General features: G+C 33.2%; 20 protein-coding genes. 10 read left to right on the plus strand and 10 right to left on the minus strand.

All coding sequences use genetic code 11. From position 1 onward, the window contains the following. The first annotated feature begins 240 nt into the window (after positions 1 to 240). From EZM65_RS08050 to EZM65_RS08065, 4 genes are all read left to right on the plus strand, one after another. Positions 241 to 1,227: a hypothetical protein gene (locus EZM65_RS08050; protein WP_136668040.1), complete on the plus strand. Its 987-nt coding sequence runs from the start codon at positions 241 to 243 to the stop codon at positions 1,225 to 1,227. Positions 1,228 to 1,616: 389 nt separating this feature from the next. Continuing rightward, positions 1,617 to 3,074: a hypothetical protein gene (locus EZM65_RS08055; RefSeq protein ID WP_136668041.1), complete on the plus strand. Its 1,458-nt coding sequence runs from the start codon at positions 1,617 to 1,619 to the stop codon at positions 3,072 to 3,074. A gap of 167 nt (positions 3,075 to 3,241) precedes the next feature. Then, positions 3,242 to 3,814: a hypothetical protein gene (locus EZM65_RS08060; RefSeq protein WP_136668042.1), complete on the plus strand. Its 573-nt coding sequence runs from the start codon at positions 3,242 to 3,244 to the stop codon at positions 3,812 to 3,814. Positions 3,815 to 3,819: 5 nt separating this feature from the next. Continuing rightward, positions 3,820 to 4,650 carry a HEPN domain-containing protein gene (locus EZM65_RS08065; RefSeq protein WP_136668043.1) on the plus strand — a complete coding sequence of 277 codons (831 nt, stop codon included), beginning with the start codon at positions 3,820 to 3,822 and terminating at the stop codon, positions 4,648 to 4,650. A gap of 218 nt (positions 4,651 to 4,868) precedes the next feature. Here the strand turns inward: EZM65_RS08065 and msrA are convergent, their stop codons facing one another. Both msrA and msrB read right to left on the minus strand, forming a co-directional pair. Continuing rightward, a complete protein-coding gene (gene msrA, locus EZM65_RS08070; protein WP_136668044.1) occupies positions 4,869 to 5,474 on the minus strand; it encodes a peptide-methionine (S)-S-oxide reductase MsrA in 606 nt (201 codons plus the stop codon). 1 nt (position 5,475) lies between these two features. Next, complete coding sequence (gene msrB, locus EZM65_RS08075; RefSeq protein WP_136668045.1) at positions 5,476 to 5,997, minus strand: peptide-methionine (R)-S-oxide reductase MsrB; 522 nt, start codon at positions 5,995 to 5,997, stop codon at positions 5,476 to 5,478. Between the two features lie 372 nt (positions 5,998 to 6,369). Between msrB and EZM65_RS08080 the strand changes: the two genes are divergently transcribed. Then, a complete protein-coding gene (locus EZM65_RS08080) occupies positions 6,370 to 6,870 on the plus strand; it encodes a GNAT family N-acetyltransferase (protein WP_136668046.1) in 501 nt (166 codons plus the stop codon). Between the two features lie 107 nt (positions 6,871 to 6,977). Here the strand turns inward: EZM65_RS08080 and EZM65_RS08085 are convergent, their stop codons facing one another. Both EZM65_RS08085 and EZM65_RS08090 read right to left on the minus strand, forming a co-directional pair. Next, positions 6,978 to 7,886 carry a hypothetical protein gene (locus tag EZM65_RS08085; RefSeq protein ID WP_136668047.1) on the minus strand — a complete coding sequence of 303 codons (909 nt, stop codon included), beginning with the start codon at positions 7,884 to 7,886 and terminating at the stop codon, positions 6,978 to 6,980. Between the two features lie 14 nt (positions 7,887 to 7,900). Further along, entirely contained in the window at positions 7,901 to 8,320 is a 420-nt protein-coding gene (locus EZM65_RS08090; protein WP_136668048.1) for a DM13 domain-containing protein, read from the minus strand. A gap of 110 nt (positions 8,321 to 8,430) precedes the next feature. Between EZM65_RS08090 and EZM65_RS08095 the strand changes: the two genes are divergently transcribed. Further along, positions 8,431 to 9,636 carry an LETM1-related biofilm-associated protein gene (locus EZM65_RS08095; RefSeq protein WP_136668049.1) on the plus strand — a complete coding sequence of 402 codons (1,206 nt, stop codon included), beginning with the start codon at positions 8,431 to 8,433 and terminating at the stop codon, positions 9,634 to 9,636. Positions 9,637 to 9,684: 48 nt separating this feature from the next. Next, positions 9,685 to 10,626, plus strand: a complete 942-nt coding sequence (locus EZM65_RS08100) for a LysR substrate-binding domain-containing protein (protein WP_136668050.1) — start codon at positions 9,685 to 9,687, stop codon at positions 10,624 to 10,626. Positions 10,627 to 10,672: 46 nt separating this feature from the next. Here the strand turns inward: EZM65_RS08100 and EZM65_RS08105 are convergent, their stop codons facing one another. The 5 genes from EZM65_RS08105 to EZM65_RS08125 all read right to left on the minus strand — a co-directional run bounded on the left by EZM65_RS08105 (position 10,673) and on the right by EZM65_RS08125 (position 12,906). Then, a complete protein-coding gene (locus EZM65_RS08105; protein ID WP_136668051.1) occupies positions 10,673 to 10,870 on the minus strand; it encodes a hypothetical protein in 198 nt (65 codons plus the stop codon). 180 nt (positions 10,871 to 11,050) lie between these two features. After that, complete coding sequence (locus EZM65_RS08110) at positions 11,051 to 11,248, minus strand: hypothetical protein (protein WP_136668052.1); 198 nt, start codon at positions 11,246 to 11,248, stop codon at positions 11,051 to 11,053. A 69-nt stretch (positions 11,249 to 11,317) separates the two neighbouring features. Next, positions 11,318 to 11,995: a tRNA (5-methylaminomethyl-2-thiouridine)(34)-methyltransferase MnmD gene (gene mnmD / locus EZM65_RS08115; RefSeq protein ID WP_136668053.1), complete on the minus strand. Its 678-nt coding sequence runs from the start codon at positions 11,993 to 11,995 to the stop codon at positions 11,318 to 11,320. Next, on the minus strand, positions 11,996 to 12,424 hold the full coding sequence (locus EZM65_RS08120; protein WP_136668054.1) for a hypothetical protein: 429 nt from the start codon (positions 12,422 to 12,424) through the stop codon (positions 11,996 to 11,998). Next, positions 12,424 to 12,906 carry a DUF4920 domain-containing protein gene (locus EZM65_RS08125; RefSeq protein WP_136668055.1) on the minus strand — a complete coding sequence of 161 codons (483 nt, stop codon included), beginning with the start codon at positions 12,904 to 12,906 and terminating at the stop codon, positions 12,424 to 12,426. The genes EZM65_RS08120 and EZM65_RS08125 overlap by 1 nt, the downstream gene beginning before the upstream one ends. Positions 12,907 to 13,112: 206 nt before the next feature. Here EZM65_RS08125 and EZM65_RS08130 point away from each other — a divergent pair, with 206 nt between their 5' ends. Beyond that, a complete protein-coding gene (locus EZM65_RS08130) occupies positions 13,113 to 14,180 on the plus strand; it encodes a branched-chain amino acid aminotransferase (RefSeq protein WP_136668056.1) in 1,068 nt (355 codons plus the stop codon). Positions 14,181 to 14,244: 64 nt separating this feature from the next. Here EZM65_RS08130 and EZM65_RS08135 read toward each other — a convergent pair whose 3' ends face one another. Next, on the minus strand, positions 14,245 to 14,628 hold the full coding sequence (locus EZM65_RS08135; RefSeq protein WP_136668057.1) for a nucleoside triphosphate pyrophosphohydrolase family protein: 384 nt from the start codon (positions 14,626 to 14,628) through the stop codon (positions 14,245 to 14,247). Positions 14,629 to 14,700: 72 nt separating this feature from the next. Here EZM65_RS08135 and EZM65_RS15720 point away from each other — a divergent pair, with 72 nt between their 5' ends. After that, positions 14,701 to 14,895: a hypothetical protein gene (locus EZM65_RS15720; protein WP_136668058.1), complete on the plus strand. Its 195-nt coding sequence runs from the start codon at positions 14,701 to 14,703 to the stop codon at positions 14,893 to 14,895. 56 nt (positions 14,896 to 14,951) lie between these two features. Continuing rightward, positions 14,952 to 15,995 carry a GyrI-like domain-containing protein gene (locus tag EZM65_RS08145; protein ID WP_211196204.1) on the plus strand — a complete coding sequence of 348 codons (1,044 nt, stop codon included), beginning with the start codon at positions 14,952 to 14,954 and terminating at the stop codon, positions 15,993 to 15,995. Positions 15,996 to 16,005: the final 10 nt, after the last annotated feature.

The raw sequence follows: 16,005 nt of genomic DNA on the forward strand, positions 1-16,005 counted from the left end.
GAACCGCCAACAAGGGTTTTGCGTCAGGCGGGCTGAAGTGCAAAACTTAACGGCAGTTTTTCAATTAACTCAGCTACGCAAAGTCTCTTGACTTTGTGTAACGATAAAACAGAAAGGCGTAAACAGAATAGTTGGCAACTCAAAGTCCGGAAACTTTTAGTTGCCGAGAAATAAAACGGTAAATTTAAAAACGAAAAAATTGCGCAAGAAACTTGAAACCTCCTTTCCATCATTATGCAAATGAAGAAAATCCTAACACTATTTTTAGCAACATCTTTTATTTTCCAATCCTGCGAAAACAAAACGGAAAAGAAAACAACTGAAATACCAACAGAAATCACAACAGAAAATAAAACCGAAGAAGAATTGGCTATCATAGAACGAAACGGAAAATCGTTTTATGATTGGTATTTTAAAAACGAATTTCCTAACATCGATGTCATAAAAGACAAAAACGGAAAATGTAAGCTCGATACACTTTCTTATTTCAAAGAATTGCGAAAACTGGGAACAATTTCAGAAAAGTTCATCAATAAAGAAAAAGAACGGACGCACGTTTGTTCTGAATTTATTTCTACCATAAACTACACAGAGTATGAAGAAGCCGACGCTTACGAATACGACGAATATTGTATTGACTTCTACTATTATAATTGGTTGAAAAGTCAGGAACATCCTGAAGGTTTTTCTGCAGAAAACATCAGAAAAATCAATAGCAATCAGTCTTCACTCGACATTTATGAAACATACAATAACGGAGGAGGAAATGAAAGTCCTCTATCGACCGTATTTTTAGAAAAGGAGCACGGTATTTGGAAAATAGTAGAAATCAAATTCGTTAATCGGGAAGAAACTAAACCTGAAAAAGTAAAGATTTACGGCAAAAAATGGTATGGCGGAATAGTTTCACTCAATATCAGCGAAACTACATTGGCCTATGAGTATCACGGACAATGCGTGTATTTCTATCCTGTGAAGAAAATTAGCGACACCGAATTTGAAATGATTTGGGCAAGAAATATGGATTGTAAATTCGATAATGGAACAGACAAAACCTTTGGGTTGAAACATTTCCCCGAAATCGGAAAACCATTCGCAAAATATACACTAAAAAACAATATTCTCTATACCGAATATTATTACAAAGAATGGGTAGAAAAATACACCGAACAAGTGCAAGAAGATGTTTTTATACAGAAATACTTTTCGCAAAATGAGAATAATTAAAATAACCAGTTAAATTAATTTGCACCCAGCTGGCAAAGTCTCCCGACTTTGTATAACGACAAAACATAAAGGCTTAAAAGCGATAATTTGGTGCTCAAAGTCAGAAGACTTTGCGTAGCGGGACTCCTGTGATTATTTTTCCCTATTTTGAAAAAAATTATCACGAGGCTGTGATAAAAAAATTGTGATAATTTAAATTATCACTAAAAAAATATCACAAGTATTTTAAAAGTTCTGACCCTAAACTAAAAATATTACGCTTCTCTACGGAAAACCATAATTTTCTTACAAATACTTTTTTATCTTAGTAACACAAATAAACGATACTAAAATATTCAAAATATGTATTGCGTGTATTTGAGAGTTACCTGCAATCTAAACTAACACACATGGAAGAAAATAACTTTGAAGAAGGAAAAATAATCTTAATTCCAACACAAACAACTCCTCAACAGATTGAAACATCTATTGCAGCCTTCAATGAACCATTAGCAAATCTATTAACACATATCGGTTTACCAATAGAAAATCTTCTATCTCCAATCGAAGAAAGGAGAAAAGTTATATTTGCATTAGAAAGCACTATTGAGATTTTACCTCTTGAAGAAAGATCCAAGTCAGTTTATTTATCAAAATTTACAGTTGCTATTTCCGTGGGATTATTTGATGGAGCCTTAAATTTTCTTTGGGATGAAACCGTCAAAGCTCTTAGAAGACTAGCTGTTAATTTTGATCTTCAATACTTTTTAAGTGTCGCCAAAACCATAAATACTAAATATAAAAATTTAGCGTCTGCTGATGATTTGGCAGCAATTGGCGATCATGATTTACTTGATATTTGTCGTAGAATTGGTTTAGTCAATGATATAAATCATAAAAGGCTTGAGCATGTCAACTATCTTCGAAATCATGCAAGTGCCGCGCATCCTAACGAAAATTACATTTCAGGAATTGAAATGTTAAGTCTTTTGGAATCATGTCTACGACATGCAATAGTCGCCAAACCTGACCATTCAGTTATTCAAATACAACAACTGTTCGACAATCTTAGAACTAAAGAGATTCCAAAAGAAGATTTTAATGTTATTGCTGATGACTTAAGAAAACAGCCTCAAGAAAGAATTGATGATTTTATCTTATCAATAGTTGGTATCTATATTGACAATAAAACTGAGGCTTTTGTAAAGAAAAATATTGACCGATTAGCTCGACGAATTTGGGATGCACTTACTGAGGATACTAAACTCCGAATAGGCTCAAAATATGGTTTATATAGAAAAAATGGAGATGTAGAAAGAAAAGATGGTATCCAAAATTTCTTAGAAACCGTAAATGGCTTACAATATAAAGATGAAGACAGTTTAGCTGCTGAACTTTTAGAGAAATTACAAAACTTAAAAACTGTGCATTTTGAATGGAATAATTTCTATAATGAGTTTGCTCATGCAAAATCAATTGACACATCAATTCCAACTACTGGAGTTCCAGATACTGTTCGCAAATTATTTGTAAAAGTGATATCTATATGTTACATAGGAAATGGTTTAGGTTACCGTGATGGTGTGGATGAAAATGCGCTTCCTTTTTATAAAAAATATATAGAAAATTTTGGAATTACAGAAATCAAGGATTTTTTACACTTCTTCAAAGACCCAGAATTTGTGAGTGATTTTAGGTCTACAAAACCAGACAATCGACTTAGAAACCTTTCAAGATTCTTTAAAACAAAAACCAAAGATGTCTATATAAATCGTGTACTTGATGCTATTATTGATTTTCCAAAAAACTCATTACACAATTTAGCATCCGATACGAAATACAAAGAAGCTATAAAATTCATCAACTAAACTAGAGGTAACTGCAGTTTTATGAAATTAAGGTTTAGTGCCTAATGGGATGGTTCAGGAACAAAAAATTTTCAACTTTTTAAAGCCGGCGGGTCGTTAGATGTCATTATCGTGAACCGTAGCAAAAAACAAAATCATAAATTAACAACTAAAATAAATAGAAGAATATGTTTGATAAAGAAATTGAAGCAATTGCTAAATGCACGGAGTTAATCAAAGATCTTGATGAAGATGCTAAAATGAGAGTAATTAAATACTTAATTGAAAGGTTTGGTATTGGGACAAATCCTGTTAGCTATACAGTAATGCAACCTAATCATCAAGCAACTAAAGCTCAAATTACAGAAGGGAATTATCAAACAACCCATATTGTTGACGCTGAAACAATAGATTATCCTACACTAAAGCAATTAGTAATTAAGAATTACCCAAAAAATGAACCAGAATGGATTTTATCCTACGCTTTTTTTGCATCAAAATATGGTAACGAGACTTTCAAAAAGGAAGACGTTGTTGAAGCCTACAAAGAATGTAATAGATACACTAATAGCAATAAAATGAACTTGTCTAACAACTTCAATGCTTGCATAAAAAAGGATTGGATAAAAGACATTAACAAAGATGAGTTTATTTTAAAAACTGAAGGTGTTGAGTATGCTAAAGAAGTTTTATCGGGCAACTCGACATCCAAGGAAGTCAAGAGAGCGAAAAAAAATAAACCATCAAATGAAACTAATTAATAAAAATGCTAGAAGAACTAAAAGATTATATACAAACAGTAGAGAACTTTGACAAGCTTAAAGCATCAGAACAGATTGATTTTTTAGGACATTTCTTTATTGATAAAAAAAAACAAGACTTTTTTACTCCAACTCAAATTGAAAAAGCATTTGAAATATTACGCATTTTACCTTATTCAAATGTTTCTCAATATTTGAACGACAATTCAAACAAAGCAAAAACAAAAAAGAAGAAAGTAAAATTTATCAAAACGAAAGAAGGATTTCATTTTCTAAGTACATATGAAACCGAACTAAAATCAAAAGTAAAAGAAAAAGAAACTGACTTCATCAATTTTTCTGTAAACCAAGACAGTTTGGACTGGAAGCCATCTGATATTCCATTTCTAAATTCTAAAATTAAAAAAAATGCAGAGTTCTTTTCCAAACTCTATTTCTTACTTTATCATTTGGAAAACAGTATTCGAAAGTTTTTAAACACACGACTTTCCAGCATACTTGGCACTGACTGGGAAAAAATATTAATCCAGACAGTTGACTTAACAAAGGCGACCTTAATCAAAAAAGAGACAAACCTTTCAGAAATGCTTCAAGACAGAGGAGATAGCATTCTTTTCTACTGTATGTGGGATGACTATGGAAAAATTATTAAACAATATCCACAAATTTTTTCAATTTCAAAGGACTGTGACGAAGTATTAGCGCATTTAAATTCTTTAGCAAAAATTAGAAATGCAATAGCTCATAACACCGCAACAATTCCAAAAGATTATCAAGACGAACTGACACTATTTATAAAAAAGTATATAAAAATAATGAAGAATAACGGTAGCTAACAGGCGTTTGGCAAGATTGCGAATTTTAAATTTACATTTCGCAAGAAATTTCATCTTTGATAGAAAATAATTAGTTCCCAAGTTCGCTACCTACTACATAAAGTCTATCGCCTTTGTAAAACGATCGAGTCTTTCAGTCAACAAAAATTCATTTAATAAAACAACCTCTCTTAAAACCATTTAAAAGAGGTTGTTTTTTAATACGAATCAATAATAACCTACTTTTTCTTTTTTAATCGATCCTTAAACACCTTTTCAAATTTTTCTAATTTGGGTTGGATCACATACTGGCAATAACTTTTAGACTTATTATTTTCATAATAATTTTGATGATAGGTTTCGGCTTTGGTAAAACCTTTAAAAGGTTCAAGCGTCGTCACGATTTTAGTTTTATATGCCTTAGCATTATTCAATTGCTGGATAATTTCCTGAGCGGTTTTCTTTTGCTGTGCATTGGCATAAAAAATTACAGAACGGTATTGCGAACCTACATCGGCACCTTGTCTATTCAATTGTGTGGGGTCGTGAACGGTAAAGAACACTTTAAAAATTTCATCCAAGTTCGTTTTACTTGGGTCATATTTTATCTGAACCACTTCGGCAAAACCAGTTTTTCCTGTAGAAACTTCTTCATAACTAGGATTTTGAATACTTCCACCTGAATAACCGGATTCGGCAGATATTACGCCGTCAAGGTTATCAAAAACAGCTTCGATACACCAAAAACAACCTCCTCCCAGAGTAATTGTTTCCATTTTTGATTTTGCTTGTTGTGCAGAGACTAACACTGGAAGTAACGTCATTAAGTACAATAACTTTTTCATCTTATTTCTTTTTTAGTTTCATATCAGGTTCAAAATCTAAAGCAATAGAATTCATACAATACCGTTTTCCGGTAGGTTCAGGTCCGTCATCAAACAAATGACCTAAATGACCCCCACAACGTCCGCATAAAGCCTCTATCCTATCCATTCCGTAGGATTTATCACTTTTAAATATGATACTTTTTTTGTTTACCTGTTCAAAAAAGCTAGGCCAACCGCACATACTGGCAAACTTAGCATCCGAACGAAATAACGTATTTCCGCAAGCGGCACAATAGTAGGTTCCTTTGCCTGTGTAATTCCAGTATTTACCCGTAAATGAAGCTTCTGTGTTTGCTTTTCTGGAAACCAAATACAAATCCTCGGGTAGAATGGCTTTCCATTCTGCGTCTGACAAATGCAATCTATTCGTATCTGTATGCGAATAATATTTATGCTTTTTTGGAGTGTTTTGTGCAGTTGTACTATAAACTGTAAACAACAAAACCAGCAAATAGCTCATTTTAAAAAGTAGAGTTTTCATAGTTTTTAATTTTATAGTACTAAGTTACCCTTGGTTTTGGTGCAAAAATGTAACCTACTTAACAACCGGAATTCAATTAACATAAGTTTATGAATAAAGAAAAAACCATCGTAAAAGTAAAAATCAACGTCCGCTGCAACTTCGCTGCGCCACTACTACGCAAAGTCCCCGACTTTGTGTGACAACAAAACAGAATGTCATAAACAGATTAGTTGATAAGCTCAAAGTCAGGAGACTTTGCGCAGCGGGTCGTCGCTTAACCAAATTTTAACGACCTTTAAAATAAATTTTAAATCTCTCACATTTTTTTCGGAACTTAGGCAAGCGACGTCCCGTTAGCGGCAAGCATTAACAGATGAAACAACAGACATAATGAAACTACCACCATACGATATTTTCCCAAGCATCACTGGCGACAAAATCTCCTTACGACAAATTCAGACTTCGGACATTAAAGACCTTATTGAAATTTCATTTTATGATTCTATTCAGGCAACAACATTGCCACAGGCGACAGAAATGCATGCGAAAATCAATAAGGATTATTTTGACGGTAATTCAATTCATTGGGGCATTGTAGACAAATTAACGAATAAAATTGTAGGGACTTGTGGCTATTATCGGGGACTTGACAAAGGAGAAGGTGAACTTGGTTGTGTTTTATTACCTCAATATAAGGGACAAGGGTTTATGACTGCTGCTTTGCAATTAGCGATAGACTTTGGAATAAATAACATCGGACTAAAACGTGTCTGGGCTGTAACAACTAAACAAAACAACAAGGCAATAAAGCTTCTTATGAGACTTAATTTTATTAAAATTGCAGATTTACAAGATGACGAAATTGAATATGAATTTAGGGCAATTGTTTAAAACACTGACCGAACCAAAATAGCAACCCTGCTATGCAAAGTCTCCCGACTTTGTGCAACGTAATGAAATGACAAGATTACGATTTTGAGCAATCTCTCAAAATAACACTACAAACTTTGCTTAAATGACAAACCTACAGTAAAAGATCTTGTCAGACCATCAGGTCTCACCTCGCGAACCACAAAAGGAGCAGCCAATGAAGTTTCAATACTGCTATTCTCACCAATTTTATAATTAGCAATTAAATTACCATTAATGGTTAATCCTTCTGAATTATCGATGGTAACGCTGTTACCAAACTGATTCACATACGAATCATTCCCTAAATGGTATATAAATAACACATTAGGTTTTAATGTCAGCTTTTCACTTGCCAATAATACAGTGTATGTAGATCTAAATAAAACATCGGGTTGGCGATGAAACAAATTGGTGGAATCAAATGCATCTGTAGGTGATAAAGCTGTTAAATAGGAGTTTTTATTGTCATTTAAAGGAATTTGAGCCACAACGTTAAAGTTCCATTTTTTCACACTGGCTTCAAGTCCTCCAATAATATCAAAAGTTCCCAAACTGGATTGATACGGCATAGGGAGGGAAATAGTATTGATTTTATCATTACCCGCCGTTAAAGGAATTTTAATTCCTAAAATTCCCGACCACTTTAAATTACTTGCATTAGGGTTGAATTTATAATTTCCAGTTACAAAAATATCTCCAACATTACTTCGTGTGCCAAAACTTCCATTCGCTACATTGCCTGTGAATTTTCCATTCAAGGCAAACTTTTCAGAAAAGGAACGCGTATAAATCACATACGGGCTGAAAACGGTAACGTCTTCCTCTCCTAATCCATACACACCTCCTACTTCAATTTGATTCTTTAATTGAGTATTGGTCGTTTTGAATGTATTACCCACTGAGCAAAATCCGGCATCACTACAGCCTTGCGCCGAAATTTGTTGAAAACCAAATAACACCAAAGTAAAAAATGTAATTTTAAGATTCTTTTGCATATCCATTTTTATTACTAGTTTGAATTAAGTTTAGCCACAGCAAATAAATGATTGTATTGCTGACAATGTATTAGGACATACGAATAATCCGGTACAATGGTTTCCGCCGGAATTGCATAAGTACTAGTACCGTTTCCGGCAAAATTTCCAAGATTAACATATTGCGTTGGCGTATCCGATTTTGACAAATAAACTTTTAGATCAGGACCAGAGGATACATTGGCATCTTCAATCTCTAGTTTATATACTCCGTTATCCAAATACACTTTTACCACTCCAGCAGCAGTAATACCTGAAGTAGGAACAAAACTTCCTGTATATTTTAAGATAGCTCCTTCAGGAATCGAAACGTTGTTATTTTCACGAGTCAATTCGCCTTCCTTTTCACACGACAAAGTGAATAAGGCTAATAAGATTAACAAATACTTGTTCATAATTTAAACATTTATAAAACAAATTTACTTAGTTTAAACCTGTAGAAATGTTAGCCAGGTTACATTAGAATATATTTGTTAGAGTATCTTTTTTTGTATTAATTTGCTGTATGATAAATCCTTCGGCACATGGTTGGGTAGATAAATTTTTCTTTGAGCAAAGTTCACAGGAACAATTCAATCTATATGACTTGGAAGGTTTTTACACAGCAACCCGAAAAACCGGTTTTTTAGTTGGTTATACCACACATTTTATAACCAGCATTCCTATTGAAACCAAAGGTCTCACTACCGAAGAATTTTCAAAAATTGCCTTGCTTAACTCATTGTTTGGAATCTATCAGATTGTTAGAAAAAACAACAGTCAAAAAGATTTTATAACCGATTGTGTTGCTTTTTACAAAGAATTGCATCCTAAAAATTCCGGACTTTTAGACATCTTTTTACCAACAGATTCACCTGAAAGCAAGTTGGAAAAAATTATAGCCAACAGGATAAAAACAAATGACAATATCATCAGCAAGAATTTTTCACATATCCTTACAAATGCCTTGCTTTTCATAGATGTTCTGGCTTTTAAGCATTTTATTCAAAATGGAAGTTTTCCTAAAAAATATCTGAAAAAAACCGAAGAAATCATTGTAAGTGTCGTTTCTATTGCATTGAATACCAAAGAAACTAAATCAAAGTATGATGAATTGCTTCAAAAACTGTTCGAATCATCTGTACGCTATTCCAAGTATGAAAAATCAACAAGAGAAACATCGCTGACCAATATTGATTTTTCATATTTAAAAGACGATTTCGAACGGTTTTACCTGATTGATATAGCCAATATGGCATTATGGAATGATGAAAAAATTGAAGCTTCAGAAAAAAAATTCCTTTTAGAGCTGGCCAATCAACTGGATGTCAGTACAGATTTTGCAGAAAGAAGCATAACTGATATGTATGAGTTTTTGACTGAAAACAAAGCATCAATTCCTTATTTTAATTATTCAAATCCGGTTAAGCATTTCTACGATCAAACCACTTCAAACGTACAAACCCTTATTCAGCGCAATAAAACCAGATTGTTGTTGGAAATTTCACAAAGCAAAGAATTAATGTCGCTTTTGCGTAAATCGGCTTCAGAAAAACTAACCCCTGAAGAAAAGAAAAAAGTCAGAAATCAAATCCTTGACATCTGTAAAACCATTCCTTCTTTAACCATTTTTCTTGTACCGGGTGGAAGTTTGTTATTACCCATCCTGATAAAATTTATACCGCAATTGCTGCCTTCGGCTTTTAACGAAAATTTAAACAAAGATTTATAATCAATTAAAATTATAGTTAATTATATTTGTATCAAAATTTACTATATAATGACTATTACGCAACTGCAATATGTTTTGGCTGTGGCCGAACACAAAAACTTCACCCTTGCCGCTGAAAAATGCTTTGTTACACAACCTACATTAAGCATGCAGATTCAAAAAGTGGAAGAAGAACTGGACATCATCATTTTTGACCGAAGCAAAAAACCAATCCAACTTACGGAAGTGGGTCAGAAAATTGTAGCTCAGGCTAAAAACATCGTTAATGAAGCAGATAGAATCCAGGACATTGTTGATCAGCAGAAAGGTTTTATAGGAGGTGAATTCAGATTAGGGATTATACCAACGGTAATGCCTACCTTACTACCTATGTTCTTAAATAATTTCATTAAAAAATATCCAAAGGTTAAACTGATAATTGAAGAGTTAAATACAGCTGAAATTATCACAAAACTTAAAAATGGTCATTTGGATGCCGCTATAGCCGCTACCCCACTTGAAGAAGATAAGATTAAGGAAATCGTACTGTATTATGAACCTTTTATGGTATATGTACCGGAAGGACATTCTAAATTTGACAAAAAAGAGTTGGAAATAGATGATTTGAATGTTGATGAAATTTTACTTCTGCAGGACGGTCATTGCTTCAGAGACGGAATATTGAATTTGTGCAAGACTAAAAATCAATCGAAAGAAACTAAATTTCAAATCGAAAGCGGCAGTTTTGAAACTTTGATCAGACTGGCAAATGAAGGACTGGGAGTAACACTGCTGCCTTATTTGCATACTTTGGAATTACACGAAAATGAAAAAACAAAGCTGCGCCATTTTATTGATCCAAAACCATCGCGTGAGGTAAGTTTAATCTTTCCTAAAAATGAATTAAAGATCCATATCATTGAAGCCTTAAGAAATGTTATCTCCGGGGTTGTACGTGGTGCTATTGCCTTTCAAAATATTGAAATTATCAGCCCATTACATAAAAAATAAAAGGAGCTAAAAAATAGCTCCAGTTAAATTACGTTTTGTTCCGGGTTTAGACATCAACAATGTTAATGCATTCTTTTAATTCTGGCTTTTCACTTGTGAAATAAAGCAACCATTTTTTTAGATGCTCTAGTTCATAAGGAAGTAAATTTCTAACAGCTTTTTTCAACTCCTTTGCAAAAAGTTTAATGTCAAAGCTTACTTTTTCAAGTACATTTTTGGTGTAATCGTAAATCATTCGAGGCATAAGAGATACAATTTAATGTGAAACACTTGATTAAAGACTCAGTATAAAAGTAATTCAAAAAATCGATAAAACGCAAATAAAATCGACAAAATACATTTTTAAGCATATAAAATATTAAAAACCTTACAAAACTAATCTTAACACAAAAAAGAAGGGAGACTTTTCAGCCTCCCTTCTTTTTTATACATTCAGATAAATTGCGCATTTTCTAAGTTCTGGTTTACCTTGTGTAAAATCGAAAAACCACTTGGTCAACTCTTCCAATTCATACGGCAACAAACCCTTTACCGCTTTTTGAAGCTCCTTTGCGAATAATATTGCATCGAAACTTACCCTTTCTAAAATTGACTTGGTAAAGTCAATAGTTCGTTTTGACATAGTTAAACAGTTACTGGAATTATATATCAAAGATAACGAAAAATCACAAAACTGATTATAGGATAATTCTTAAAAATTCCTTAAAAAATTCTTAAAACCAATCATCATCTCCCTTTTTCCAGGGGGTCCGGGCACTTTTTTTACCTCAAAACCAACTTCCTTCAAATTACGTTTTACAACACCTCTGGCGGCATAAGTCACTAAAACACCACTGCCTTTTAGAGCGTTGTACATTTTTTGAAATATTTCAACCGACCAAAGTTCAGGTTGTACCTGAAAACCAAAAGCATCAAAATAAATTAAATCAAACCTTCCTACATCGTCTATATCATTAAAAAACTGCTTCCTCTTTATTAATCTAAAGTTATCCCCGATACTGTTCTCAGTTTCCCAATCCACAAGATGCAATTGCTTAAAAATTTCTTCTCCGTTTACTGCATCCAATTGACTTGGATAATTCATTGCCAAAGCTTCATCCAACGAAACTGGATAAGCTTCAACTCCGGAATATTGAATCATTTGATTTCTCTTTTGCGCTTCCAAACAGGTTATAAAAGCATTTAAACCGGTACCAAAACCTATTTCAAGAATAGAAACTGGCTTTTTGTCAAAAAAATCCAATCCGTTTTGAATAAAAACGTGATAGGCTTCCTGTATAGCTCCCATTTTTGAATGATAGCATTCATCCCAATCTACTAATTGTATCGTAGTGGATCCATCAAGGGTAGTAATTATTTTTCGTTCCAATTATTTAATGTATAGTTTTTTTATCCGCTGTATAGGACCGGTACATTTTTCCTGATGGCATTTGACACAAATATCAATGCTGTTATTAAAATGGACTTTGGCATTTTCGGGATCAGTATATATTTTTTGATGTTCAGCTATGTAAATTTTGGCATTGTCTTTAAAAAACTTGTCGTTTTCCTGTTTTTTAGTCATTACAGCCGTGTGGATATCCAGAAAACGTTCAGGAAATTTACCTAAATAAGCTCCGTTGACAATTCTGCTTTTTAACTGAAAATTATTCACATACATCTGCTCCATCAAAATTGCCATTTCCGACAATTGATACATTTCAAATTTTTTACCATTATCCATTTTCTGTTTTTCCTCATTCTTATTTGAACAGGAAAAAAGCAAAATAGAGAACAGAAGCAAAATATACTTTTTCATTATTTCTTTATTAAAACACCATCTGCCAGAAATGACAGTTTCCTCTTAGGTGAAACTATCTTTTCAATTTCCTCTTCTGAAGCGCCGGCATCCTGAGCATAATGTTTCTGCTCAGCTACAGTTTCCTCGCTAACAAAAGCTTTGCCACTCACAATAGCTTCGCTTCCGTTAGCATTTTTCGGCACAAAGAAAGCATAATCTTTAAACTTGACAAAAATCTCTTTACCGTCGCCTAGTTCAAGATTCATCCAACATCCTTTTACTTTGCAGACAGAATTTATTTTTGATTCGAATTTTACTTTTAAAGTATCTCCTTCCTTAAGATTTTCATATTTCCCGGCCATTTCACTCGCCGACATCACATTTTCATTGGAAATTGTATCACCAAAAACGGCATAGTTTTTCAAATTATCTTCTTTAGCCTCCTTTTTGCAGCCAATAAAAATCAATCCTGCGACTAAAATAATGCCATACTTTTTCATAATTAATGCTTTTTTTCACAAATCTAGCAAGAAATAGTTCAGTTTATAAATATTTATCAAGCATTTTATTAAATAATTAAAAGTATTTTATCTATCAATTCCATTTTTTTAATTATGTAAAAAAATAAAAACAGAACACTCAAAAAAAGAATACTTTTTAACATAAAGCTTGTTTTTTTATTAATTTAGCAAAAAATAATTAGGTAATGAGCTTAAACACAACTAGCGACATTGAAATTATCAAAGCCGCAACTTCAAAAATTGATCAGGTTGATTTTGAAAAATTGACTTTCGGGAGTGTATTTACAGACCACATGCTGGTTTGTGATTACCGCAACGGAGCCTGGGAAAAACCCGTAATTAAACCATACGAACCTTTTGTATTGGATCCTTCTGCAAAAGTCTTTCATTATGGACAAGCAATTTTTGAAGGAATGAAGGCTTATAAAACGGAAGATGACTCAGTATGGATATTCCGTCCTGAAGAAAATTATTTACGTATGAACAAATCAGCGGTTCGTATGTGTATGCCTGAACTTCCTGAATCTGTTTTTATTGACGGTTTAAAAGAGTTAATCAAGTTAGATGAGGCTTGGGTTAAAAAAGGGAAAGGAAACACATTGTATCTGCGTCCATTCATGATTGCAATAGGCAGTGGTGTTATTGCACAACCTTCCACACAATACCGATTTTGTGTTATAATGTCTCCGGCAAGAGCTTATTATTCAGGTGAAGTAAAAGTTTTAATTGCTGACTATTACAGCCGTGCTGCTAATGGTGGTATTGGTGCCGCAAAAGCAGCCGGGAATTATTCAGGACAGTTTTACCCGACACAATTGGCACACAATGCCGGTTTCCAGCAAATTATATGGACTGACGACGCCACACACACTAAACTTGAAGAGTGTGGTACAATGAATGTATTCTTTAGAATTAACGATACTTTATACACCGCCCCTACAAGCGACAGAATTCTTGACGGTGTGACACGTAAAAGTCTAATTGATTTGGCAAAACGCGAAAATATAAATATTGAAATTCGTCCTGTATTAGTTGACGAACTTGTACAGGCAGCTAAAGACGGCAGTTTAAAAGAGATTTTTGGAGCAGGTACTGCAGCAGTTGTTAGTCCTATTGCAGGTTTTCAATACAAAGATGAATATTTTGAATTACCTAAATTGGAGAAGTCATACGCTGCTGATTTAAAAGAAAAACTGACTAATATACAATATAAATTAGCTGATGACACTTTTGGGTGGACGGTTAAAATATAGTTTACAGTTTTACAGTCGCAGTTATCAGAAACTTTGTCTGACTACTGCGACTGAATACTGACTACTATCTGAGTATTTCTTCAAAACTTGGCTTAAAATAATTGGGACCTTTCATTACTTTTCCGTCTTCGCGATAAATAGGTTTTCCATCTTCTCCCAGTTTACTCATATTACTTCGCTGGATTTCGTCGAAAACCTCTTCAATTTTATACTGCAGTCCATGTTCCAGAATTGTACCGCACAAAATATACAGCATATCTCCTAAGGCATCAGCGATTTCAATTATATCATTATTCTGAACAGCTTCAAGATATTCCTCATTTTCCTCTTTCATCAGATTAAAACGGAGGATGTTTTTGCTTTGGCCAAGATCACCTGTCGGATTTTCTTTAACACCCAGCCCAAAAGCAGTATGAAATTCTTTTACTGAATTAAGTTGTTTTTGCATTTTCAGTCAATTTATTTGCTGTGCAAAGTAGCAATATCAATTGACAATTACTTATTTTTACAGAAAAAAATTATGTTTAGCGAAGGTCAGCTTTTATTTGCCGTTTTATTCTTTATTGCGTTTGTTGCTGTTATGATTTTTTCTTACAGAAAGGATATCAAATTGCACAAACAGTATTACAAGGGAAGTTTATGGATCTTAATCGCTTTTTTTATATTCATAGGATTGTTGTTTGTAATCAAATCTTTATTAAAAGCAAAAGTATAAAACAGTGATTTTAACATTTTTTATTACATTTACGCAAGTTTTTTATCGCCCTAACCATGAAAATTGCTAAATATTTATTTTTATTGATACTGCTGCTTGCAGGTACAATTTCAGTTTTTGTTGCTACAAAAGATGGGAAATATGCTATTAAGCACAAAAAAGTCATCGATGTATCCAGAGATATAGTTTACAAGTATGTTACCGACACCAAAAACTGGGACTCCATAAATCCTTGGGCCGGTGAAAAATTCAGTATCCTGTCAAGTGAAAAAACAGAAAATGAATCTATCACACAGCAAATTATTTTAAACGATATTGAAAATCAGTTAAAATTAGAACTTAGAGATACTCTGAATAAAAAAACATTGGCGATATGGTCTACTGAAGGTGATTTGAGTTTTCAGGATAAATTTTTAAGCATTATCGGCAGAGGCAAAAAAAATGATTTTGAAGACCGCTTCGAAGAAGGTTTGTCTGCTGTAAACAAAACTCTGACCAGAGAAATAAACAGCTTTGACATAAAAATTGATGGTTTTATAAAAAGAGATACTGTTTTTTACATCCAGCGTCCTTTGGTTTCAACTAAAGAACAAATTCCTATGATGATAAAGCATTTTCTTCCTAAACTTCAAAAAATACTATCGTCTACCGGAACACCTTCAAACGGAAGTCCGTTTTTAATTTATCATGTTCAGGACAGTAGTGCGAACAAGTTCAAATACTCTATTGCAATACCGCTCGAAAAGAAAATATACACCACTACAGACAGCGATATCATTACAGGGCAGATTAACCCTTCAAGCACATTAAAAGCAACTGTGAAAGGAAATTACATCCACTTAAACAAAGCACTTCAGGATTTATACAAAGAATTACCTAAATACAAATTAGAAGTTAGTGATAAATACAAATATCTTGAAGTAATTTCCAAAAACCCGCTTACTGACAAATCAGCTTCAAACTGGGTCACAGAAATATATTTACCGGTAAGACCAATTAAAAAAGAAGTTGCTCCTGTAAAAAAAGAGAAGAAATTAAATCAGGATTCTATCACAAAAGCGATTATAAAGGATATTCTAAACGCAGATAAGAAAAAATAAAAATACTGAT

Origin of the sequence: Flavobacterium sp. H122 (genome assembly GCF_004959765.1) — a bacterium.
Taxonomy (GTDB): Bacteria; Bacteroidota; Bacteroidia; order Flavobacteriales; family Flavobacteriaceae; genus Flavobacterium.